This window comes from Paenibacillus alkaliterrae (assembly GCF_021532375.1).
GTDB lineage: Bacteria > Bacillota > Bacilli > Paenibacillales > Paenibacillaceae > Pristimantibacillus > Pristimantibacillus alkaliterrae.
Genome location: NZ_JAKGAP010000011.1, coordinates 64,970 through 84,818 on the forward strand (window position 1 = coordinate 64,970; position 19,849 = coordinate 84,818).

General features: G+C 51.2%; 21 protein-coding genes. 13 read left to right on the forward strand and 8 right to left on the reverse strand.

All coding sequences use genetic code 11. From position 1 onward, the window contains the following. Positions 1-264 precede the first annotated feature (264 nt). Positions 265-831: a beta-class carbonic anhydrase gene (locus tag L1N85_RS06670; RefSeq protein ID WP_235236339.1), complete on the reverse strand. Its 567-nt coding sequence runs from the start codon at positions 829-831 to the stop codon at positions 265-267. Positions 832-1,088: 257 nt separating this feature from the next. Between L1N85_RS06670 and L1N85_RS06675 the strand changes: the two genes are divergently transcribed. From L1N85_RS06675 to L1N85_RS06695, 5 genes are all read left to right on the forward strand, one after another. Then, on the forward strand, positions 1,089-1,430 hold the full coding sequence (locus L1N85_RS06675; RefSeq protein WP_235236527.1) for a winged helix-turn-helix transcriptional regulator: 342 nt from the start codon (positions 1,089-1,091) through the stop codon (positions 1,428-1,430). 143 nt (positions 1,431-1,573) lie between these two features. Further along, positions 1,574-2,206: a 3-hexulose-6-phosphate synthase gene (gene hxlA, locus L1N85_RS06680; protein WP_235236341.1), complete on the forward strand. Its 633-nt coding sequence runs from the start codon at positions 1,574-1,576 to the stop codon at positions 2,204-2,206. Between the two features lie 8 nt (positions 2,207-2,214). Then, positions 2,215-2,772, forward strand: coding sequence for a 6-phospho-3-hexuloisomerase (hxlB, locus tag L1N85_RS06685; protein ID WP_235236343.1), 558 nt, complete (start codon positions 2,215-2,217; stop codon positions 2,770-2,772). An 89-nt stretch (positions 2,773-2,861) separates the two neighbouring features. Then, positions 2,862-3,137: a GNAT family N-acetyltransferase gene (locus tag L1N85_RS06690; RefSeq protein WP_407946331.1), complete on the forward strand. Its 276-nt coding sequence runs from the start codon at positions 2,862-2,864 to the stop codon at positions 3,135-3,137. 276 nt (positions 3,138-3,413) lie between these two features. Further along, positions 3,414-4,889: a protein adenylyltransferase SelO gene (locus L1N85_RS06695; RefSeq protein WP_235236347.1), complete on the forward strand. Its 1,476-nt coding sequence runs from the start codon at positions 3,414-3,416 to the stop codon at positions 4,887-4,889. Between the two features lie 140 nt (positions 4,890-5,029). Here L1N85_RS06695 and L1N85_RS06700 read toward each other — a convergent pair whose 3' ends face one another. Continuing rightward, a complete protein-coding gene (locus L1N85_RS06700; RefSeq protein ID WP_407946337.1) occupies positions 5,030-5,605 on the reverse strand; it encodes a GbsR/MarR family transcriptional regulator in 576 nt (191 codons plus the stop codon). Between the two features lie 231 nt (positions 5,606-5,836). Here L1N85_RS06700 and L1N85_RS06705 point away from each other — a divergent pair, with 231 nt between their 5' ends. The 7 genes from L1N85_RS06705 to L1N85_RS06735 all read left to right on the forward strand — a co-directional run bounded on the left by L1N85_RS06705 (position 5,837) and on the right by L1N85_RS06735 (position 11,638). Beyond that, the gene (locus L1N85_RS06705) at positions 5,837-6,718 is read left to right on the forward strand and encodes a carbohydrate ABC transporter permease (RefSeq protein WP_235236351.1); all 882 of its coding nucleotides are present in this window, start codon (positions 5,837-5,839) and stop codon (positions 6,716-6,718) included. A 42-nt stretch (positions 6,719-6,760) separates the two neighbouring features. Next, positions 6,761-7,630: a carbohydrate ABC transporter permease gene (locus tag L1N85_RS06710; protein ID WP_235236529.1), complete on the forward strand. Its 870-nt coding sequence runs from the start codon at positions 6,761-6,763 to the stop codon at positions 7,628-7,630. Between the two features lie 37 nt (positions 7,631-7,667). After that, positions 7,668-9,020 (forward strand): ABC transporter substrate-binding protein, encoded by a 1,353-nt coding sequence (locus L1N85_RS06715; protein WP_235236353.1) that lies wholly within the window; start codon positions 7,668-7,670, stop codon positions 9,018-9,020. Positions 9,021-9,246: 226 nt separating this feature from the next. Continuing rightward, a complete protein-coding gene (locus L1N85_RS06720) occupies positions 9,247-10,035 on the forward strand; it encodes an HAD family hydrolase (protein ID WP_235236355.1) in 789 nt (262 codons plus the stop codon). Further along, positions 10,025-10,366, forward strand: a complete 342-nt coding sequence (locus tag L1N85_RS06725) for a DMT family transporter (protein ID WP_235236357.1) — start codon at positions 10,025-10,027, stop codon at positions 10,364-10,366. The genes L1N85_RS06720 and L1N85_RS06725 overlap by 11 nt, the downstream gene beginning before the upstream one ends. 41 nt (positions 10,367-10,407) lie before the next feature. Beyond that, complete coding sequence (locus L1N85_RS06730) at positions 10,408-11,271, forward strand: metallophosphoesterase family protein (protein ID WP_235236359.1); 864 nt, start codon at positions 10,408-10,410, stop codon at positions 11,269-11,271. A 205-nt stretch (positions 11,272-11,476) separates the two neighbouring features. Further along, positions 11,477-11,638: a hypothetical protein gene (locus L1N85_RS06735; protein WP_235236362.1), complete on the forward strand. Its 162-nt coding sequence runs from the start codon at positions 11,477-11,479 to the stop codon at positions 11,636-11,638. Positions 11,639-11,642: 4 nt separating this feature from the next. Here the strand turns inward: L1N85_RS06735 and L1N85_RS06740 are convergent, their stop codons facing one another. The 6 genes from L1N85_RS06740 to L1N85_RS06765 all read right to left on the reverse strand — a co-directional run bounded on the left by L1N85_RS06740 (position 11,643) and on the right by L1N85_RS06765 (position 19,260). After that, positions 11,643-12,482, reverse strand: a complete 840-nt coding sequence (locus tag L1N85_RS06740) for a 1,4-dihydroxy-6-naphthoate synthase (RefSeq protein ID WP_235236369.1) — start codon at positions 12,480-12,482, stop codon at positions 11,643-11,645. After that, on the reverse strand, positions 12,479-13,192 hold the full coding sequence (locus tag L1N85_RS06745; RefSeq protein WP_235236371.1) for a futalosine hydrolase: 714 nt from the start codon (positions 13,190-13,192) through the stop codon (positions 12,479-12,481). The genes L1N85_RS06740 and L1N85_RS06745 overlap by 4 nt, the downstream gene beginning before the upstream one ends. 28 nt (positions 13,193-13,220) lie before the next feature. Then, the gene (locus L1N85_RS06750; protein ID WP_235236373.1) at positions 13,221-14,588 is read right to left on the reverse strand and encodes a TrkH family potassium uptake protein; all 1,368 of its coding nucleotides are present in this window, start codon (positions 14,586-14,588) and stop codon (positions 13,221-13,223) included. A gap of 36 nt (positions 14,589-14,624) precedes the next feature. Next, positions 14,625-16,226 carry a histidine kinase N-terminal 7TM domain-containing diguanylate cyclase gene (locus tag L1N85_RS06755; RefSeq protein WP_235236375.1) on the reverse strand — a complete coding sequence of 534 codons (1,602 nt, stop codon included), beginning with the start codon at positions 16,224-16,226 and terminating at the stop codon, positions 14,625-14,627. A gap of 145 nt (positions 16,227-16,371) precedes the next feature. Continuing rightward, on the reverse strand, positions 16,372-18,639 hold the full coding sequence (locus tag L1N85_RS06760; protein ID WP_235236377.1) for a PAS domain S-box protein: 2,268 nt from the start codon (positions 18,637-18,639) through the stop codon (positions 16,372-16,374). A gap of 135 nt (positions 18,640-18,774) precedes the next feature. Next, the gene (locus L1N85_RS06765) at positions 18,775-19,260 is read right to left on the reverse strand and encodes a hypothetical protein (protein WP_235236379.1); all 486 of its coding nucleotides are present in this window, start codon (positions 19,258-19,260) and stop codon (positions 18,775-18,777) included. A 278-nt stretch (positions 19,261-19,538) separates the two neighbouring features. Here L1N85_RS06765 and L1N85_RS06770 point away from each other — a divergent pair, with 278 nt between their 5' ends. Further along, positions 19,539-19,772, forward strand: coding sequence for a hypothetical protein (locus L1N85_RS06770; protein ID WP_235236381.1), 234 nt, complete (start codon positions 19,539-19,541; stop codon positions 19,770-19,772). Positions 19,773-19,849: the final 77 nt, after the last annotated feature.

The following is a 19,849-nucleotide window of genomic DNA, read 5'->3' on the forward strand; positions in this document are numbered from 1 at the left end:
TTATAATTGGGTATTGCTCTTGTATAATCATTAAACTTATTCAAGGCTATGAGTGGCATCGAATAACGATTGGGATGTCGGAATCAAGAACATACCGACGGCTTCTGTATGCAAATGGAATTAGTGTATCTAAATCGACACTATTTCGTTAAAAGTCCTCTTTTCGAGCGAAATAGATACATCTTTTCCATTTGGATAAACAAAAAAGAATGAAACGTCGAAATTAGATACACATTTTCCAGTTATGATCATGCATGCATGCGGCTATTCCTCTCGGTAATCCTCGACAAGAAGCTCTATAGCGCCTGTCTCCGGATGAATGACGAAGCCATGCACCGGAATGGATTTCGGGAACAAGGGATGTTTGCGGATCATCTTCACGCTGTGCATGACACCCTCTTCCGGGCTGTGGAAGCCGCGCAGGAATTTATCCATGCGGATGCCGGAGTTCTCAAGCGTCTCAATCGCCAGCGGATCAACCCCGTATTCGGTGAATTTGCTGACCATAGCCTGCGTATCGAGATTCGTCATCCCGCAGCCATGGTGGCCGATCACAAGCATTTCGCGCGCGCCAAGCTCGTAGACCGCGACAAGGATGCTGCGCATCGCGCTCCCGAACGGCTGGGTCAGGATCGCGCCTGCATTTTTGATAAACTTGGCGTCGCCGTTTTTTATATTCAATGCTTTGGGCAACAGCTCGACGAGTCTTGTGTCCATACATGTGAGCACGACAATTTTTTTCTCAGGGAATTTATCAGTCAAATAGGCCTCGTACTGCTTCTCTTCGACAAACTGCTTGTTATACTCTAAAATATGCGGAATGATGGACATCGGTTTCCCTCCCATTGTGAAGCTTTTTATCTATTTCTATCTATTATTCATAGAAATGCTTGTATAGTCAACTGCCTGCAAGAAGAAAATGCTCGGTTTTCTTCCATCCAATGTAAAGAAGGCGGCATCCCTGATATATAACGGTCGATGCCTCTTCGTGATTAATTGTGCTTCGTCATATCCGACGCATGTATGATATGATTTCAAATAGATAGCAAGAAACTGCCATTTTTAAAAATGATAAATGTTTCATGTTTATGCGAAAGGAGTCATTTATTTTGGGAGATCAGCATTTCAAAGAAACGGTTGAGCTAACCTTGAAGGTAATCGGCGGCAAGTGGAAGCCCGTTATCCTATGCCATCTGACTGAGGGGACGCACCGCTTCGGCGAATTGAAGAGGGAGATGCCGGCGATTACGCAAAAAATGCTAACGCAGCAGTTGCGAGAGCTGGAGGAAGACGCGATTATTGATCGCAAAGTTTATTCGCAAGTGCCGCCTAAGGTAGAGTATTCTTTAACGCAGTATGGATCAACCGTCAAGGAGCTGCTGAATGTCATGTCCGAGTGGGGCGAGAAGCATCAACAGAGGGATGAATAATATGATCAAAAATGATTGGAATCGCTCCGCATAGTACCCAAACGGGTACTGCGTTACATGAAAGTGCGTACTGTTTTTTTTGACTGAGAGTATCTAGAATAAGGGTTGTCAGTCAAACAAAACCTATGAGGAGTGAACGATAAATGAAATTGCAATTAGCGTTAGACCTTGTCGATATCCCGGGAGCCATTGAAGTCGTGAAGGAAGTCGAGCCGTTCGTCGATGTTGTGGAAATCGGTACTCCGATCGTTATTAACGAAGGCTTGCATGCGGTAAAAGCGCTCAAGGAGGCTTTTCCTAACATGACCGTGCTTGCCGATTTAAAAATCATGGATGCAGGCGGCTACGAGGTGATGAAAGCTTCCGCGGCCGGTGCGGATATCGTTACGATTCTTGGCGTAGCGGAGGACGCGAGTATCAAGGGTGCGGTTGAAGAAGCGAGGAAGCAAGGCAAACAAATTTTGGTCGACATGATTGCCGTGAAAAATCTTGAGGAGCGCGCAGCGGAAGTCGATTCCTTCGGCGTTGATTATATCTGCGTTCATACGGGCTATGATCTTCAAGCAGCCGGCCAAAACTCCTTTGAAGACCTTCGTACGATCAAAGCCGTTGTCAAAAACGCGAAAACAGCCATTGCCGGCGGGATCAAGCTAAGCACGCTGCCCGAAGTTGTCGCGGCTTCGCCGGATCTGGTTATCGTTGGCGGCGGCATTACGGGCCAAGCGGATATGAAAGCGGCAGCCGCTGAGATGAAGCAGCTTATCGCGCAAGGATAATGGAACGCATGACGACGACTCCTTACGTTGCTGCGATCTTGAACGAGTTGAATCGTGCTGAGGATCAGCTTGCGGATGAGCAAGTAGAGCAATTGGCGGCTAGCATTACTGCGGCTGATCGCATCTTCGTTGCCGGCGCGGGACGCTCCGGGCTGATGATGCGCGCCTTCGCCATGCGGCTCATGCATCTTGGCCTGGACGCGTACGCGGTAGGCGACACGGTTACCCGGAGCTTTAAGAAGGGCGATCTGTTTATCATTGGATCAGGCTCGGGAGAGACCAAATCCATCGTGCCGATGGCGGAGAAGGCTCGCAGCCTTGGCGGGACGGTCGCCGCTCTGACGCTGTCTCCCTTCTCTGCAATCGGTCGGCTGGCGGATATCGCGGTCCGTCTGCCCGGCGCTCCGAAGGATCACGCGGACAATGAGGAAGCGACGATTCAGCCGATGGGCTCGCTCTTCGAGCAAATGCTGCTGCTCGTATGCGATGCCATTGTATTACGGCTAATGGAGATGCAGGATTTGCGGGGCAAGACGATGTACGGCAATCATGCTAATTTAGAGTAACCAATATGATGTAAGCAGGTACCTGTATACAAGAGACTGCCCGACACGGCCATTTTCGGCCCGCGGGCAGTCTCTTCTGATATATAAGCATGGATAACGGCGTCAGCCGGTGTAGCCTACATCTAATGTACCAATTCAGACCCTATGCAGTTGTAGAAAATATTATTGTAGATAAAAACCTGAGAGGGAGTGGAATCGGTAAAAAACTGTTAGAGCATGTGGAACAATTATGTATCTCAAAATGCTGTACGAAGATTATGTTACTAAGCGGTGCAAATAGGATTGCTGCACATGAGTTCTTCACGAAATATGGATATAGCGGAGTTGTCAGCAAAGGATTTAAAAAATATATTCCGATAACTTGATTCAACTAACGAAGAACTATAGCTTAATAAACATAATGAAAAGGCAGTCAATTTATGGTATGAGAGAATTCGATAGGGGTTTAGAAGGACCCGGCGAAAGAATTCGAGAAAATACCTTTGTCGCCTTCATTCATGAACGAATTGTCGGGTACATAAAAGGGCGCCTTCTATGTATGGATAGGGTATAATATATAGGCAGAAGTAAACCCTAATAAGAGCTTCCTTGTGTTGATATGAAAAGAAAAACCTAAGATACAAAAGAAAAAAGGAGATACGATGACAGAGAAAAAAGCAATTACAGAAACAGGATGGAATTTCGACAACAGTTATGCTCGTCTGCCGAAATCAGTTTTTACCAGACAAGACCCCACCCCTGTACGCTCACCGAAGTTGATCATTCTTAATGATCCGTTGGCAACATCCCTGGGGTTGAACGTCGAGGCGCTGCAAAGCAATGATGGCGTAGCGGTGCTTGCTGGCAACCAGATTCCTGAAGGCGCTCTGCCTCTTGCTCAAGCTTATGCAGGGCATCAATTCGGGCATTTCACCTTGTTAGGGGACGGCCGGGCTCTGCTGCTTGGCGAACAGATCACTCCGCCAGGTGAGCGGTTCGATATTCAGCTTAAGGGTTCAGGAAGAACGCCATACTCCCGCCGAGGCGATGGTCGTGCTGCACTTGGACCGATGCTGCGCGAATACATCATCAGTGAAGCGATGCATGCGCTTGGTATTGCTACCACCCGCAGTCTGGCGGTGGTGACAAGCGGTGAGACAGTAATCCGCGAAACCGGGCAGCCTGGTGCAATTCTGACCCGCGTGGCTGCCAGCCATCTGCGCGTCGGCACCTTTCAATACGTTTCAAATTGGGGCACTGCACAGGATCTCCAGGCACTGGCTGATTACACATTGCAAAGACATTTTCCAGAAGTTGACGCAGATGAGAACCGCTATCTTTTCCTGCTTCAGGAAGTGATCAAGCGTCAGGCCGGGCTGATTGCCAAATGGCAGCTCGTTGGCTTTATTCACGGGGTGATGAACACCGACAACATGGCCCTTAGCGGGGAAACCATTGATTATGGTCCTTGCGCCTTCATGGATGCCTATGACCCGGCAACGGTATTCAGTTCCATTGACATGCATGGCCGCTATGCCTATGGCAATCAGCCGCCTATTGCCGCGTGGAATCTCGCGAGATTTGCTGAAACCCTGTTGCCGCTGCTGCATGAGGGCGAGGAGCAGGCTGTCGAACTGGCCGAGGATGCGATTTCGGATTTTACCGAGCTGTATCACCGTAATTGGCTTGCGGGAATGAGGGGAAAACTGGGAATCTTTAACGAAGAGCAAGAGGATGAATCCCTTATTGAAGGCCTGCTCAATATGATGCAGAAGTATAGTGCGGACTACACCAATACCTTCCGCGCATTAACTTTTGATAAGCCTGAAGATACGGTTCTGTTCGGCGCCACGGAATTTGCTCAGTGGCATGAGCTGTGGCAGGCGAGACTAGCCAGGCAGCAGGAACCAAAAGCCTCCTCGCATCAGTTGATGCGCGTAAGCAATCCCGCACTAATTCCTCGCAACCACCGGGTAGAAGACGCACTGGAAGCCGCGGTGAAACAAGGAGACTACAGCGTGATGGAGCGGCTTCTTGATGTTCTTTCGAGTCCCTATGAGCACTCCCCCGAACAGGCTGATTACTCCACGCTGCCTGCGCTATCAACCAGTCCTTACCGAACCTTTTGTGGTACCTGATATAAATGCATTGATCCTGCCGAAGAGTTCATGAAGCGGTTGGAGAAGTAGACTTTGAAGATTAGCTAATGATCGCCTTATTTCTGCTCTCCTAGAGCAGGGACAGGGCGATTTGCATTTTCTTTTGCCATTCTTATGGTTTATTTCTCCGCAGGTCGCTCCCCTTGAAAATATTGCCCGCTCCGCAGGCCATCGACGAACGATTGCAGCCATTCATAATATTGGACAGCGTGGCGCATTTTATGCAAATCCTGCAAGCACGCCTGCCGCTCGTCATCCGGCGTGTCTAAGCTCAATATAAGCTCCTTCAGCTCCGGCATGACCTCGTTGATAGCGCCAAGCATCACGTCGATCTCCCGCTGCAGCTTGATTGTGAAAAAGTTCTGGAAGGCGTTGAAAAAATTCGTCTCGGCCACGTACAAGTCCTGCCGATCCCGCTTGTCCTCCAATCGGTCGACCATCCTCGATTCCATCAGCGAACGAACGGCGTAGCTCATATTGCTTTTGCTCATATTCATCTGGGTTTTCATCTCATCCAACGTCATCGGCCGATCCTCAAAAAACATAATGCCGTACAGCTGACCAAACGAATAGTTGGCTCCGTACAAGTCCATCGTTTGGGCGATGGCGTCAATGACCTGGCGGCGCCATTTCAGTCTTTGCTCGGATGGGTGTGGCGTTTCACTTGAGGACACGTTTGTCACTTCCTTGACCATAAAGTTCGTTGTTCGCAACATTCATAGTTTCATTATACAAGAAGCAGGAGCCGGTTACGAACCAATAAAATTGCCATCCTATTTACAAAAGCTTTAAGTTCGGTTGATGTTGCGTTAACCATTGAAAACAAATATTTGTGTACAATTATTTTTGTACAGAAATCAATAATAGTTTTAATTACCAATTATTTATCTATTATTAAAAAAATATTGAACGGAGAATATGAAGAGATGATACGAAGAAAATGGATAAAAGATGTGCACGCTTTACTGTTCACGCTGCCGGCTCTTGTGCCTCTCACGGTGTTTTGGCTTGCGCCGCTCGTCTATGTCTTTTATTTAAGCTTCACCGAATGGGATTTCATGAGCCCGGAAAAACCGTTTGTCGGATGGAGCAATTACAAGGAGCTGTTCGACAATCCCGCTTTTTACGACGCGCTTCGGGTGACGCTGCTGTTCTGTGCAGGCAATGTCGTGCCGACCTTGGTAGGCGGCTTGGCGCTTGCTCTGCTGCTGAACTGGAAGCTTGCCGGCTCATCGCTGTACAGGCTGCTCGTTTTTTCACCTTGGGTGACGCCAACCGTAGCGGTGTCGATCGTATGGTCGTGGATTTTCGAGCCGGATGTCGGTCTTGCTAATACGGTGCTGAATGCGCTTGGCTTCGACAGCGTCGGATGGCTGCAGGACCCGAAATGGGCGATGGCGGGTGTGCTGATCGTAACGGTGTGGAAATCGGTTGGCTGGGCGATGGTCTTTTATTTAGTCGCCTTGAAGAATGTACCGTCTGACTTGCTGGAAGCAGCGGCGCTGGATGGGGCCAACGAACGCCAAAAGTTTTTCCGTGTCACGCTGCCGCTCATTTCGCCAACAACGTTTTTCCTGTTCATCGTCCTGACGATCGAATCGCTGCAAGCTTATGACCAAATCAATGTCCTGACGCAAGGCGGCCCGTCGGGGACAACGCGTACGCTGCTTTATTTGTACTACCAATCCGCTTTTGAATCGTTTAACGTCGGACAGGCATCGTCGGTTGCGATCGTGCTTGTATTCTGCTGCGTCGCGCTGTCGCTCATTGCGTATGCGTTCAGCCGCAAAACGGTTCATTATCACTAAATGCTTGCCACGGGAAGGAGAAATGAAGCAACGATGAAAGAAATGAATGCTTCGAATAAGACAAATACAGTTAATGTCACGAAATTGCTTGGAACGGGTTTGCGCCACATCCTGCTGCTGGCGGTTGCCGTCATCATGGCGTTTCCGTTTTATTGGATGGCGACCAGCGCGCTCAAAACGAACGATGAAATATGGCAGTTCCCGCCGACCTTCTGGCCGGTTGATCCGCAATGGGGCAATTATGCCGAGGCGTGGCTCCAGGCGCCGTTCGGCCGTTATATGGCGAACAGCATTTTTGTCGCCGGAGCTATCGTCATCTGTCAAATTTTCAATTCGGCGATGATGGCTTATGCCATTACGCACATGAAATTCCGCCTGCGGGGTGCGTTCACCGGGCTGATTCTGCTAGGTTACATGATTCCAAGCACAGCTGTTTATTTGCCGAGTTATATCGTCTTGTCCGAGCTGCATTTGCTCGATTCCTACGGCGGTCTCATCCTGTCCAACTGCGTCAGCGTGTTTGCGATATTTTTGGTGCGGCAGGCATTTATGCAGGTTTCACATGAGCTTGTGGAAGCCGGTCAAATCGACGGGGCGTCGCATTTCCGCATATTGTGGACGATCGTGGCGCCGCTTACCCGCTCGACCTTTACGGTACTGGCTTTAACAACGTTCATTTCGCAATATAACAACTATTTCTGGCCGATGCTCATTACGAAAGATCCCGACTTGCGGCTTGTATCAGCAGGTTTGCGTGACTTTTTTATAGAAGGGGGTGCATACGGGCTCAAGTGGCCGCTTATTATGGCGGCGAGCGCTTTTACGATTTTACCGTTAATCGTGTTGTTCCTCGTCGGGCAAAAGGCGATTATGCGCAGCGTGAACTTTTCGGTCGGCGTGAACAAAGGGTAATTCAACATTAATTCTAAAAAAGGTGGAGAGAAAAACGATGTTACGAATCAAATCAGTATTGGCGATGTCGCTTGTATTATGTTTTATCGTGTTGACGGCTTGCGGACAAGCCGCGGATAAAAAAGCGGTTGGCAGCTCAGAGCAGCAGCAGACGGAAACCCCGGCGGCGGAGACGGCCCCAAAAGAGCCGGTTACGATCGAATTCTGGTACGGACTGGGCGGCAAGCTGGGCGAAAATATGAAAATCATCATCGAAAAGTTTAACGCTTCGCAAGAAGAAGTCATCGTCAAAGGAGTAGCTCAAGGAGACTACTCCGAAACGTTGAAAAAGCTGCAGGCGGCGATTGCGACCAGCCAAGTGCCGGCGGCCGTCCTGTCCTCCAATGTGGATTGGGCGCGCAAAGGCTTGTTCCAATCGATGGACGACTATATTGCGAAAGATGACGGCTTCAAAGCGGACGATTTCGTACAAACCTTTTTGAATCAAGGCAAGGTCGACGGCAAGCAATATTTCCTTCCGTTGTACGGCACAACGCAGGTGCTTTATTACAGCAAGGCCGCATTCGAGAAAAACGGCGTTAAGCCGGAAGATCTGAAAACGTGGGAAGGTTTGGCCGCAGCCGCAGCCAAAATGACGGTGAAGGACGGCGACAAAACGAAGTTTTACGGCTGGGAGCCGATGTGGGGCAGCGGCAACATGATGGATGCGGCGTACAGCAACGGAGGCCGTGTGCTGAGCGAGGACGGCAAGACGGTGATGATCGATTCGCCGGAATGGGTGCAAGCTTGGGACATGTTCCGCAAATGGATTCATGACGATAAGATCATGCGTATTCACTCCGGCGGCCAAGGCTGGGAATATTGGTACAAAACAATCGACGATGTGATGAAAGGCCGGGCGGCCGGGTATACCGGCTCGAGCGGCGACCAAGGCGACCTCGACTTCAACATTGTAGCGGCACTGGAGCAGCCGGGCTGGGAAGGCAAAGGCGAAGGACGTCCCGAAGCGGGCGCGATTCTTGCCGGCATTCCGGCGAAAGCGAGCGACGAGCAAAAGCAAGCCGCGTATAAATGGTTCACGTTCTTTACAAGCGCGGAGAATACTGCATTCTGGTCGATGAACACAGGGTATATCGCCGTACGTCAATCGGCGTTGGAAGATCCGGCGTTCAAAGCGTACAGCGACAAAAATCCACAGGCGAAGGTTCCGCTCATGCAAGCGTCGCACGCCACCGACCCGTTCAAGGATCCGACGGGAGGAAAAATTACCGATGCGTTAAAAATAGCTGCGGATAAAGTTCAAATCGAGAACGTGCCGGCTGCCGAAGCGTTGAAAGAAGCGAAAGAAGCTGCGCAAAAGGAATTGGACAAAAAATTGCAGGGGAACTAATGTGGAACAAGGCGACCGAGCGGGAACGTTCCGCTCGGTTGTTGTTTGTTTTAGGGTTAACTGTACAAGAATATTTGAATAATAGTGAATTATCGGCATGGTTTTTTATATTTACTAAGTATTATTATTACTTTCTTCTTATCGTTAAAAAAATATTGAACGATAAATGAATCGCATGTTAATATATATAGCAAACGAAATGAAGTGAATGAATGGGGGGCAGCGGATGCCGCATTTGCTGATCGGCAGTAACAAGGTTGAGATAGACGGAATTCTGTTTGATAAAGACGGGACATTGCTTGATTTTGTCGGGTTATGGGGTTTTTGGAGCGAAGTGATGCTGCGCTGCTTCAACAAGCGTTTGGCGGAACGCGGGCTTGAGCTGCCGCCGGATATCGTACCCGCCTTATGGGGGACCGTTCACGATGCGGAAGGCCGAATCGTCGGGTACGACCGGAAAGGCGCACTGGCTATGGGCACGGTCGGCGACATGCTGGCGATCGTCGCTTGGCAGGCCTGCCGTCTTGGATTGTCGTGGGCTGAAGCGATGGTCATCGCCCGTGAATGCAAAGAAGCGGCGGATGCAGAAATCGAGCGGGAACGTCCAGCACGGCCCTTGCCCGGAGCGGTTGATTTTCTGAAGCAGTGCCGGCAAATCGGGCTGCCGATGGGCATCGTTACCGCGGATGAAACGGCGGCTGCGGAGCTGCATCTCGGATGGATGGGCATCCGCGACCTGTTCGATATTGTCGTTGGCACCGACCAGACTGAACGCGGCAAGCCTTTTCCGGATATGCTGCTTCTCGCTTGCCGGGAGTTGAAGCTTCAGCCGTCCCGGGTGGCGGTCATCGGCGATACGAACGGCGATATGGTAATGGGGAAGTCGGCAGGCGCCGCCATCTCTGTCGGACTGTCGGTGTCCCATGAGGGGGATGAGGGCGCGATCCCCGACGCTGACGTTGTCATAACAACGTACGGGCAAATGAGTATTGCAGGTCAAACAGATGAAGGGTGAGAACGTCTTGGGCTGGATTTATTTATCGCTGGCGATCGTGCTGGAATTGTCAGGGACAGTGTCGATGAAGCTGTCCGAAGGCTTTACGCGGTTATGGCCTTCTATTCTGATGTTTTTATTTTACGGCGCGAGCTTCACATTTTTGAATTTCGCGCTTACTTCCATTCCAGTGGGTGTCGCTTACGCTATTTGGTCGGGCGTTGGCATTGTGCTCATTACACTGGCCGGTTTTTTCGTATTTCATGATCGGGTGCCGCTGTCTTCAATGATATGGATTATGGTCATTATTATCGGAATTGTTGGATTGAAAGTAAGCGGCAAGCCTTCATAATTCAGCAGAACCTGAATCGATTACGGGGAGATGTCTACGATATGGAACATTCATACAAAGCGCCGGCAGAACAACCGGTCATTCGCTTCCAGGTCATTACAGATACGCATGTTACGACAGATCCCGAGCATGTGTACAATTTCCATTTCGGCCAAGCGTTGCGCGATATTAAGGCGACCGCTCCGGACAGCATCGGCATTATGCATGTCGGCGATTTGACCGATTCCGGCGCCGATGCGGAGTACGCTGAGGTGCGCCGCATCTGGAACGAGAACAAAGCCGGACTGCCCGATTTGTTGACGACGTCCGGCAATCACGATGTTTCCACAGGGGACTGGCGCGCGCGGATCGAGAACTTTCTGGGCCAAACAGGCATGTCGGGCGCTTATCACGATCATTGGATCAACGGCTATCATTTTATTTTTCTCGGTACGGAAGACGGGACTAACGGATTTGCCGACTTGTCGGAAACGCAGTTGGCCTGGCTCGATGCCAAATTGGCGGAGGAGGCAGCTTCCGGCAAACCGAAGTTCGTTTTCCTGCACCAGCCTTTAATGAATACCGTTGCCGGCTCCTCGGAAACCCAAGGCTGGTACGGAGTCAACCAGGACAAAGAGACGAAGGCGATCCTGGCCCGCCACCCGCAAACGATTTTATTCACGGGCCATACGCATTGGGTGTTCGGCTCGCCCAATACGATCCATGGAGGCAACGGAACGGCGACCATGTTTAACGCTAGCTCGGTCGCGTATTTGTGGACGGACGAGGACGTCGAAAAAGCGGGCAGCGAAGGCTTTTTCGTGGAAGTGTACGAGGACCGCGTACTTGTCAGAGGCCGCGATTTTATAACTGGCACTTGGGTAGAAGAAGCACAGTTTACGGTACCGAATGCATTGGTGCTTTAATTTTTCGTGATGTTGAGTCATTAGTGCAAGCCCCCGGCTTGTTCCTTGTCGGAGCAGCCGGGGCTTTTTTTGATTTTGCTTCGTATGTAAGCTCGCACATAAACACGTGGTGCGGGGTACCCCTGATTCGCTGTGTTGTTTCGGGAAGGACTGATTTACCTTCAAAACCTTGTCCTTCTAGCCTGAACCAACGGATATACGTGCTATGATGGATTTATACAGCAACTCCACGCTCCCAGGACTGCAGCGGTATAGAAAATCGCAACTGCAGTCTGACAAGCTCGCCCGTCAGGGGAGCTTGATTCTTGTGATGCTCCGCTTCAGCACTCGTATCGTCATGCTGCCGTCAGCCGCATGCACTAGATAGCGGCCTAACGAAGCAGCGACAGGTCGAAGCGAGGCACGAGCCCCTCTACGGCGGCACGTCCCAGCAGGGCTTCAATGGCAGCATAGCCGTCTTCACCGAGGTCCGAAGTGAACTCGTTGACATAGAGGTCAATGTGAGACTTGGCCACCTCCTGGGAAAGCTCCTGCGCATGCTGCATCACGTAAGCTTGCGAAGCCTGCGGATGGGTCCAAGCATAGTCAACGGAAGCCTGGATCCAGCCGGTAATCGCCGTGGTATCGAGCGTGCGGCGGGCAATAATCGCGCCCAGAGGAATGGGCAGGCCCGTATCGGACTCCCACCAGCTGCCAAGGTCGGTTAACAGGCTGAGTCCATACGAGGGATAAGTGAAGCGGGCTTCATGAATGACCAGTCCGGCGTCGATGCTGCCATCGCGAACGGCCGGCATAATTTCGTGAAAGGGCATGACGACAATTTCGCCGACGCCGCCCGGGACATGGCGCGCGGCCCATAGCCGGAACAAGAGGTAAGCGGTCGAGCGCTCGCTCGGAACGGCTACCCGTTTGCCGGAGAGCATGGCTGGAGTACTCGTTTCCGCCGGGCGGCCGCTCGTCAGGACCAGCGGTCCGCAGCCTCTGCCGAGGGCGCCGCCGCAGGGCAGCAGCCTGTATTCGGACAATACCCACGGCAATGCGGCGTATGAAATTTTCATTACTTCAGGGCCTTCCGAGTTTGCGGCCCAATTGTTCGTTATGTCGATATCCGCATACGTAACGTCCAGCACCGGCGCGCCGGGGACGAGCCCGTGTACCCAAGCATGGAAGACGAACGTGTCGTTCGGACATGGGGAAAAAGCAATATTCATTGAATAACCTCCCGAATGGCTTTAGTTGCTGCTTCCAAGGCTGCGAGCGCATCGCCGATCCGCCAAGCCGCGCGGTCGCGCGGACCGACCGGATTCGAGATCGCCCGAAGCTCGACCACTGGAATGCCGAAGCCCGAGGCGGCAACGGCAACGCCATGGCCTTCCATCCCTTCGGAAGCCGCGCCGGGCACCCGCCCGGCAAGCGCGGCGGTCGTCTCTGCGGAGCCTGTCGCGGTCGTCACGGTGAGTGCGGGGCCGGTGCAGACGGACAGGCCTGCCGAGTAAATCGCATCATATACCCGGTTGCTCCAAGCCTCGTTCACCTCTATACGCGACGAGCCGAAGCCCAGCTCGTCCAAGCTAAGGAAGCCGCAATCCGGCGTCTCGGCGCCAAGATCGGCGGCAACGATGCTGTCTGCGACCACGAGCGAGCCAATGTCCGCTTTGCCGCCGAAGCCGCCGCCGATGCCGGCGCTTATGACGAGGCGGTATGCTCCAGGCGCCGCGGCAAGCGCCGCTGCCGTACTTGCGGCTGAGGCCGCCGAGCCAACCCCGGCGGCTATGACATGTGCACTCGAACCGCCTTGCAGTCCGCGCTGCACAGCTTCTTTCTCGGCAGCAACGGCAGTCACAATCAGCACGCGGCCTCCTGGTCCGTGTTTTTCCCTGACCGGAGCAGCATGAGAATCGATATCGAATATTTGTGTCATCAGGTCATTATCTCCTTTGGCAAACGGGCTAGCCGATCGTTATTTTACCTTCAGGGAAGCGATATAGCTCCTTCTTCGAACGTGTGTTCAATGCAAACGCAAGCGTAACCGGTCCTAACCGGCCGACGAACATCAGCACGATCAGTATGATTTTACCCGTATCCGAAACATGCGACGTTAATCCGGCGGACATGCCGACGGTACAATAGGCGGAAGTTGCCTCGAACAGTATGGAGAGGAATGATACGCTTTCCGTAATCGACAGGAGCATCGTCCCAGCGCATATGATTGAAAATGCAAGCAAGGTGAACATGATCGCTTGATGAATTTGCCGCTTGGCAATGCGGTAGCGGAACAAGATGACATCCTCTCTGCCACGAATCATGGCGATCATAGCTCCAAGCAGGATCGCGAATGTCGTCACTCTAATCCCGCCGCCCGTGGAGCCTGGACCTGCGCCGATAAACATAAGCAGGACGAGGAAGAACTGGGTGACCTCCCGCAGCATGCCGGGATCCACCGTGCTAAGCCCCGCAGAACGCGCAGTTACTGATTGAAACGTCGCTCCCAGAAATTTGCCGGCGGCAGACAACGGCTGCAGCGTATGAGGGTTGGAAAATTCCAGAGCGAGAATAACAATGGTTCCAATAACGGTTAGCGCGCCGGTAAAGGACAAGACCACTTTACTATGTAAGCTGAACTTTTTAATTTTAGGATAGGTAACCAGCTCGGATATAACGATAAAGCCAATTCCCCCGAGGAAAATGAGCAGCATGGACACCACATTGACGAACGGATCCTCTACATAATGAATGAGACTGCTTGCTCTTTCAGGAAATTGGGCGAACAAATCGAATCCGGCATTGTTGAAGAAGGATATGCTATGGAAAATACCGAAGTAAAGCGCTTGTCCTGCCGGCATTTCCAGCATGAAATAACTGCTGAGCAGCACCGCTCCCGACAACTCTATGACTAAAGCATAGAGCAAAACCTTGCGAATCATGCGGACGATACCTTCCGTAGAGCCGTAATTCATCGATTCCTGCAGCACAAGACGCTCGCGGAACGAGATGCGCTTGCGGAAGAGCAAGGCAAATAAGGTAGCCATCGTCATAAAGCCCAAACCGCCGATCTGGGCAAGCGCGATAATAACGATTTGTCCAAACACGGAGAAATGGATGCCGGTGTTCAGGACGGGAAGGCCCGTTACGCAGGTCGCGCTGGCAGACATGAATAAGGCGTCAAGATAGGGTATGGAGGTGCCCTCCGCGATAGAAACCGGTCGAGATAAGAGCTGTGCGCCAATTAATATAATGAAAATAAAGCCGAAGGCCATGACCTGCGGCGGACTCGGTCTGAACCGCAGTCTGTTGCGTAAAGCTTCTAATTTTTGCATGGCGTCAGCTCACCTGCCTCTTTCGTGCTAGTATGGTTATTTTATTTCGTTAGCATGTACATGAGCGCTTTCATGCAAATGGACCATGTTACGGCCGCTGTGCTTGGAGCGATAAAGGGCGACGTCGGCTTCGCGCAGCAATACCTCAAGCGGCACTTCGGCCGTCTTGGCATCGGTCACGCCGAAGCTTGCCGAGAGCGAGATCGCCTTCGCCGAGCTGTACATCGGGGTGCTTGCAATCTCCCTGCGAATTTGCTCGGCGACCTGTCCGGCCTGCTGCAGCCCGGTGTCCGGCAGGCAAACGGCAAATTCCTCGCCGCCGTAACGTCCGAACAAAGCCTTAGGGTCAAGCTGCTGCTTGCAAATATTAACGATATGCAGCAAGGCAAAATCGCCAACGCTATGGCCGTAGCGGTCATTGATTTGCTTGAAATGATCGATGTCGAACAAAATGAAGGAGAGCGGCTGCTGCAATTGATTAGCCTTCGCGAGCAGGTCCCGGCTCTTGTCCATAAAGGTGGTTCGGTTATAGATGGTGGTAAGTCCGTCAATTTCGGCCAGATGGCGCAGCTTGTTCTTCAGCAAGGTATGCTCCGTGACATCGATCATGACAATCGTCCTTCCTGCCAGCTGACCGTTAGGCTTCAATAGATTTGATGCACGGATTCGGTAGTAGAAGGTTTCTTTCCCGCGAATCCATTTGAATTCCTGCTCGTACTGAAACTCGCTGTCCGGATTGGCATTAAAGGAAAATGCACCGGATTCAGCGCCTCGTTTCCAAATATCCTCGAGCTTCTTGCCGATAGCCAGCGGTGTGAGCGCAGGAATAATTTGTGCGGCCGCGCTGTTGAAGTCCATAATCTGATTCGATAAATTCAGCACCAGCACGCCATCGCGCATGCTTTCGAATATATGCTCGCGCGCGATTGGGGACACGGTGAGCATCCCGGTTGAGAAGATAGAAAAAATATAGAGAGCCGAAGTGATGCACATAAGCATGGGAACGGGATCAATGTCGAGGGGTGTTAGCCCCAGCACATAAGACAGCCCGCCCAACATGGGAAGAGAGATGCCGAATGCCATCGTCGCCATTTGTTTGCGATAGATCGATTTCGTTTTTCTCCAGTACCTCAGCAGTAGAAATAAGCTGGCGAACATAGAGCCGGACGTAAAGCTCCCATGGACGTAGTACCAAAATCCGGGAACGACATCGGTCATCGGAGTTGGCGCATCCGGCCGCAAATAAATCGATTTATAAAACAAATGGTGGTAATCGTTGGTTAAGACCATGAACAGCGTCAAGCATGGAATAACGAACAACCCCCAAGCTTTTTTGGGAGCAGTGAATTTCTCAAGTCCTACATAGTGCATGACGAGCAGTAAGCTTAATGGAGCAATAAAAGGCATTCCGATATATTCGACATTGATCCAGAACCGGATTTCCTGAAGCGTATCGCTGGCCAGCTCGAAGGCGAATGCAAAGGTGTATACGGCCGATAGCGATGTGGACCACATAAATGCATTCATGCCGGAAAAGTTCGTTCTATTGTAGAAAGCATAGATGGCCAGCAGCACGCTAAGCACGCCGGAAATAATGACAATGATCATATATTGAGAGATTAGAGAATTCATAGGCATCGGCATAGATGGCTCCAAATGTTGCGGAATTGTTGGTTTTCTTAGAAGCAGCCGGAGAAAGATTCGAAGGCTACTCAAACATTTTATCATAGGGGCTCGGTTTTCATCAAAACAAAAGGAAAAAGGACAGAAAGGCCGTTTCGCCTTAGCTGTCCGCAGGTAGTGAGATTTCAACGCAGGTGCCTTTGCCAAGCTCGCTGCGAAAGACGATGTTCCCTTTGTGGCCGGCAATGATTTGCTGGCTGACCATCAGACCGAGACCGTTGCCGCTGTCTTTCCTCGTGAAGAACGGCTCCCCGAGCCTCTGCAAATCCTCCGCGGCAATGCCGCAGCCCTGATCGATAAAACGCAGCATAATGGCTTCCGCTCCGGCCCGTGCAAGCTCTACGGTAAGCTCACCGCCGGCAGCCATGGCTTCCATCCCGTTCTTCATGACGTTGACGAAAACTTGCTTAAGCTGATTAGCTTCGCCAATGACCGTGGGCAGGTCGCTCTCAGACGATAATATAAGCTGAACGTTGTTCATCTTCGCTTCCGATTCAAGCAGCATCATTATATCGTTTACGATGCTTTGCACGTTCACAGGCTGGTAGCGGCTGGCCTGAGGCTTGGCGAAAACGAGAAATTCGCTCACGATCATATTGATTTGATCAAGCTCGTTAAGCATGATATCCAGATGCGTCCGGGACAACGAGCCGGATTGCTTCTGCAGCTGTACGAAGCCGCGCAGCGTGGTGAGCGGATTACGAACCTCATGCGCGACGCCTGCCGCGATTTGTCCGACTACCGATAGCTTCTCCGAGCGCCTGATCATTTCCTCCGTCTGCTTACGGGACGTTATATTACGCGAGATGGAAGCAATCGCGATAATCGAGCCCAGCTCGTCGCGGATCGGCGATATGGTAATGCTGATGTCCATAGGTGTGCCCGACTTCGTGTAACGTACCGTTTCAATGTCGGTGACAGAACCGCCGCGCAGCACCGTAGCCTCAAGCTCGTTGTGCGAGCGTTCGTACTCGTCAGGCACATTATCGAGCGGCTGGCCGAGAATCTCCCGGCTGGTCCACCCGTACATCTTCTCAAAGGCTTTATTCACCTGGGTAATCCGGCCTGCCAGGTCGGCAACATGGATGGCATCCGACGTATGATTGACGAAGGATTCCAAGTATTGCTTCGTGCTTCGAAGCTCCTCTGCCGCATCCTTCAGCTGCGATGTATAGTCATGAAGATTATTGCCCATGGTGTCAACGCGAGAGGCGAGCAGCCCAAGCTCGTCCTTGCTCCGGATCGTAATGATTTCTCCGAAGTTTCCTTCGGCGATCGCATTTACTTTTCGGAAAATTTGGTTCAGGCCGCGCAGCATAAAGTCGGCGATAAAATAGCTGACCGCCATCGTGGCGAGAGTGAGTCCCAGCGAGATGAGCGTCTGCAAAAGCAGATGTCGATTGAGCGGCTCCTCGATCGTATCATTGTCAAAGGTAATGCCGATGACATATGTTTTGTCTATGATAATCGGAATGAAAGTTTTTAGCAGGTTTTTACCCTTTACGCTGCTTTTGGCCGAAACAGGCTCGCCGCTTGCGATAGCTTGCTGAATATAGAAGGCATCGTTCTCGGAGTCTTTAAACGTATAGGTGCCGAATGGAATGTCGCGAACGTCCAAATTATAAACGGGCATGCCTTGTTTCATTTTGATAATCGGGCTTTTTCCGAAAAATTGCGGGTCGAAGCCGGTGATTTCCAGCAGGCCTTTTTGGTCTGCCATGATTTTTTTAATAAGAGAGTCCGTACCGGTCGTTATATTGAAATCTTGAAGCGGTTTCGCGCTGACGAACGGATTGATCATATAATTGGTAGTGCCGTCGTAATAGTAGCCCCATTTCCGAACCTGCGAAGGATCCGTGGCGGCGAAGTTGAACGGCCCCGACCAGAAGTTCTCCAGCTTCTGACCCTCAGCAATCGTAACCTCGCCATTATCGAACAGCTGATGAAAGGCGGTATGCCAGTAATCCCATGTTTTGGAGCTGAAATCGATTTCGCTCGGTTCCGATGACCTGCGGGCGATGATATCGTCGCCTTCTCTTTGCCACAGCGTGATATGATCGACGCCGAGCCTCTTGCTAAGCTCTACGAGCTGCTCATTCTTTATGTTATTAATATCGGGATCGAGCAGAAGCTTGGCGGACATAGCGGCAGCTCGGAGCTTATCGCCTATGGTTTTCTCCATGAATTGCACGGCGCTTTCCGAGGTTTCGAGCGTACTGCCGATTTGCCCGGCAATGAAAGCAACCTGCTCCTCAACGCCTTTCTGAATTTCCGCTTTGGTCGAGAAGTAATAAATAATAATGCTAAGAGCCAATATGACGGCTACGATAATGGATATGGAAAAAGATAGCTTAGCTTTAATGGACAACCGGAATTCCCCCCATGAATCTAAGATGCACTTACTACAATTAGACATCGGGCGACAAAATCCTGTTTGGTTTGACATAAAAAAGGGAGAAACCATAAATCGGCTTCTTCCTCCGCGTTCCTGTATGCTGCGCGGTTATGCGCGAGTGAACTGTTCTTCTTCCAAATACTGCTCGGCTTCCTCATACGTTTCAAATGCGGATTCCAGGTTAAGGCCGGCATATAAATACCACAGGTCCTCTTCGAACAGCAGCGTCAGCACGGCATCGTCCGGCCCGATCCAGCGCTCCTCCTGCGGCGGCTTGCGTTTCTTTTTCTTGGCGCTGACCGGCTTCTCGGGAGGTGCGACCGAAAGGGAGCTGATCGACCGTTCGATGAGCGAGCGAAGTTCTTCTTCGCTGTAGTCGCGAATGTTGACGAGCCCTTTATCATCGGTGTCGACACCGTTTATCAAGCCAGCGAATACGTAGCCGTTGCCGCTGCGATGCAGATGATGCACGACCGACTTTTTCTCATGGGCGCTTTCCTCGTAATGAAAGTTTACCCGGCCGAGGGAAACGTCCTTGCGCTGCAATTCGGGAAAGGCTTCAATTATAGCGAGTTTTTGTTCGAACGATAACATCGGTTGACTGGCCCTCCTCAAAGGTTTGCAAAGCAAACCTGCTTCGTAAGCGTGTTCTTAGAATTGCTGACGATGCTTGTGATTATACCATACCGGAGGAGGAGACTGTTAAACGTCTTTTTTCTTAATGAATGGCGGGAGACGGAATCGATTTTTCCCGAATATGCTCGAATGCAACAAATTGCGAGAATAGTTCTTATGAAACGACATTTTACACCTCTTGTTTCCTGCTATGAAAGCGCTACAATTAGAGTATCAAGAGGCAGGAGGTGATAAGAATGAGCCAAGAACAAGAAGTAGTTCAGGATGGTGCGGAAGATGCCGCAGAACTGATTTCGGAAGAGGCTCCAACAGAAGAAGCAGTTGCAGAAATTGAGTCGGCAGAGGCTGTAGGGGCCGATGCAGAAGAAACGGAAGAAGCTGCGGCGGCTGTGGAAGAAGCAGCAGCGGAGGATGCGGAAGAAGAGGAGGCAGAGGAAGAAGCTGCCGAAGAATCGACTGAAGAGCAATAATGATATCTATCATTTTAAATTATAAAGAGGAAGACTGCTTTCGGGTCGTTTCGACGATCTGCTGCAGTCTTTTTTTT

Excerpts from the sequence above, each read along its gene's own strand:
- L1N85_RS06670 (WP_235236339.1), bottom strand. The coding sequence starts at position 831 with ATGTCCATCATTCCGCATATTTTAGAGTATAACAAGCAGTTTGTCGAA.
- L1N85_RS06675 (WP_235236527.1), top strand. The coding sequence starts at position 1,089 with ATGCGAAAGGAGTCATTTATTTTGGGAGATCAGCATTTCAAAGAAACG.
- hxlA (WP_235236341.1), top strand. The coding sequence starts at position 1,574 with ATGAAATTGCAATTAGCGTTAGACCTTGTCGATATCCCGGGAGCCATT.
- hxlB (WP_235236343.1), top strand. The coding sequence starts at position 2,215 with ATGACGACGACTCCTTACGTTGCTGCGATCTTGAACGAGTTGAATCGT.
- L1N85_RS06690 (WP_407946331.1), top strand. The coding sequence starts at position 2,862 with ATGGATAACGGCGTCAGCCGGTGTAGCCTACATCTAATGTACCAATTC.
- L1N85_RS06695 (WP_235236347.1), top strand. The coding sequence starts at position 3,414 with ATGACAGAGAAAAAAGCAATTACAGAAACAGGATGGAATTTCGACAAC.
- L1N85_RS06700 (WP_407946337.1), bottom strand. The coding sequence starts at position 5,605 with ATGGTCAAGGAAGTGACAAACGTGTCCTCAAGTGAAACGCCACACCCA.
- L1N85_RS06705 (WP_235236351.1), top strand. The coding sequence starts at position 5,837 with ATGATACGAAGAAAATGGATAAAAGATGTGCACGCTTTACTGTTCACG.
- L1N85_RS06710 (WP_235236529.1), top strand. The coding sequence starts at position 6,761 with ATGAATGCTTCGAATAAGACAAATACAGTTAATGTCACGAAATTGCTT.
- L1N85_RS06715 (WP_235236353.1), top strand. The coding sequence starts at position 7,668 with ATGTTACGAATCAAATCAGTATTGGCGATGTCGCTTGTATTATGTTTT.
- L1N85_RS06720 (WP_235236355.1), top strand. The coding sequence starts at position 9,247 with ATGCCGCATTTGCTGATCGGCAGTAACAAGGTTGAGATAGACGGAATT.
- L1N85_RS06725 (WP_235236357.1), top strand. The coding sequence starts at position 10,025 with ATGAAGGGTGAGAACGTCTTGGGCTGGATTTATTTATCGCTGGCGATC.
- L1N85_RS06730 (WP_235236359.1), top strand. The coding sequence starts at position 10,408 with ATGGAACATTCATACAAAGCGCCGGCAGAACAACCGGTCATTCGCTTC.
- L1N85_RS06735 (WP_235236362.1), top strand. The coding sequence starts at position 11,477 with ATGATGGATTTATACAGCAACTCCACGCTCCCAGGACTGCAGCGGTAT.
- L1N85_RS06740 (WP_235236369.1), bottom strand. The coding sequence starts at position 12,482 with ATGAATATTGCTTTTTCCCCATGTCCGAACGACACGTTCGTCTTCCAT.
- L1N85_RS06745 (WP_235236371.1), bottom strand. The coding sequence starts at position 13,192 with ATGACACAAATATTCGATATCGATTCTCATGCTGCTCCGGTCAGGGAA.
- L1N85_RS06750 (WP_235236373.1), bottom strand. The coding sequence starts at position 14,588 with ATGCAAAAATTAGAAGCTTTACGCAACAGACTGCGGTTCAGACCGAGT.
- L1N85_RS06755 (WP_235236375.1), bottom strand. The coding sequence starts at position 16,226 with ATGCCTATGAATTCTCTAATCTCTCAATATATGATCATTGTCATTATT.
- L1N85_RS06765 (WP_235236379.1), bottom strand. The coding sequence starts at position 19,260 with ATGTTATCGTTCGAACAAAAACTCGCTATAATTGAAGCCTTTCCCGAA.
- L1N85_RS06770 (WP_235236381.1), top strand. The coding sequence starts at position 19,539 with ATGAGCCAAGAACAAGAAGTAGTTCAGGATGGTGCGGAAGATGCCGCA.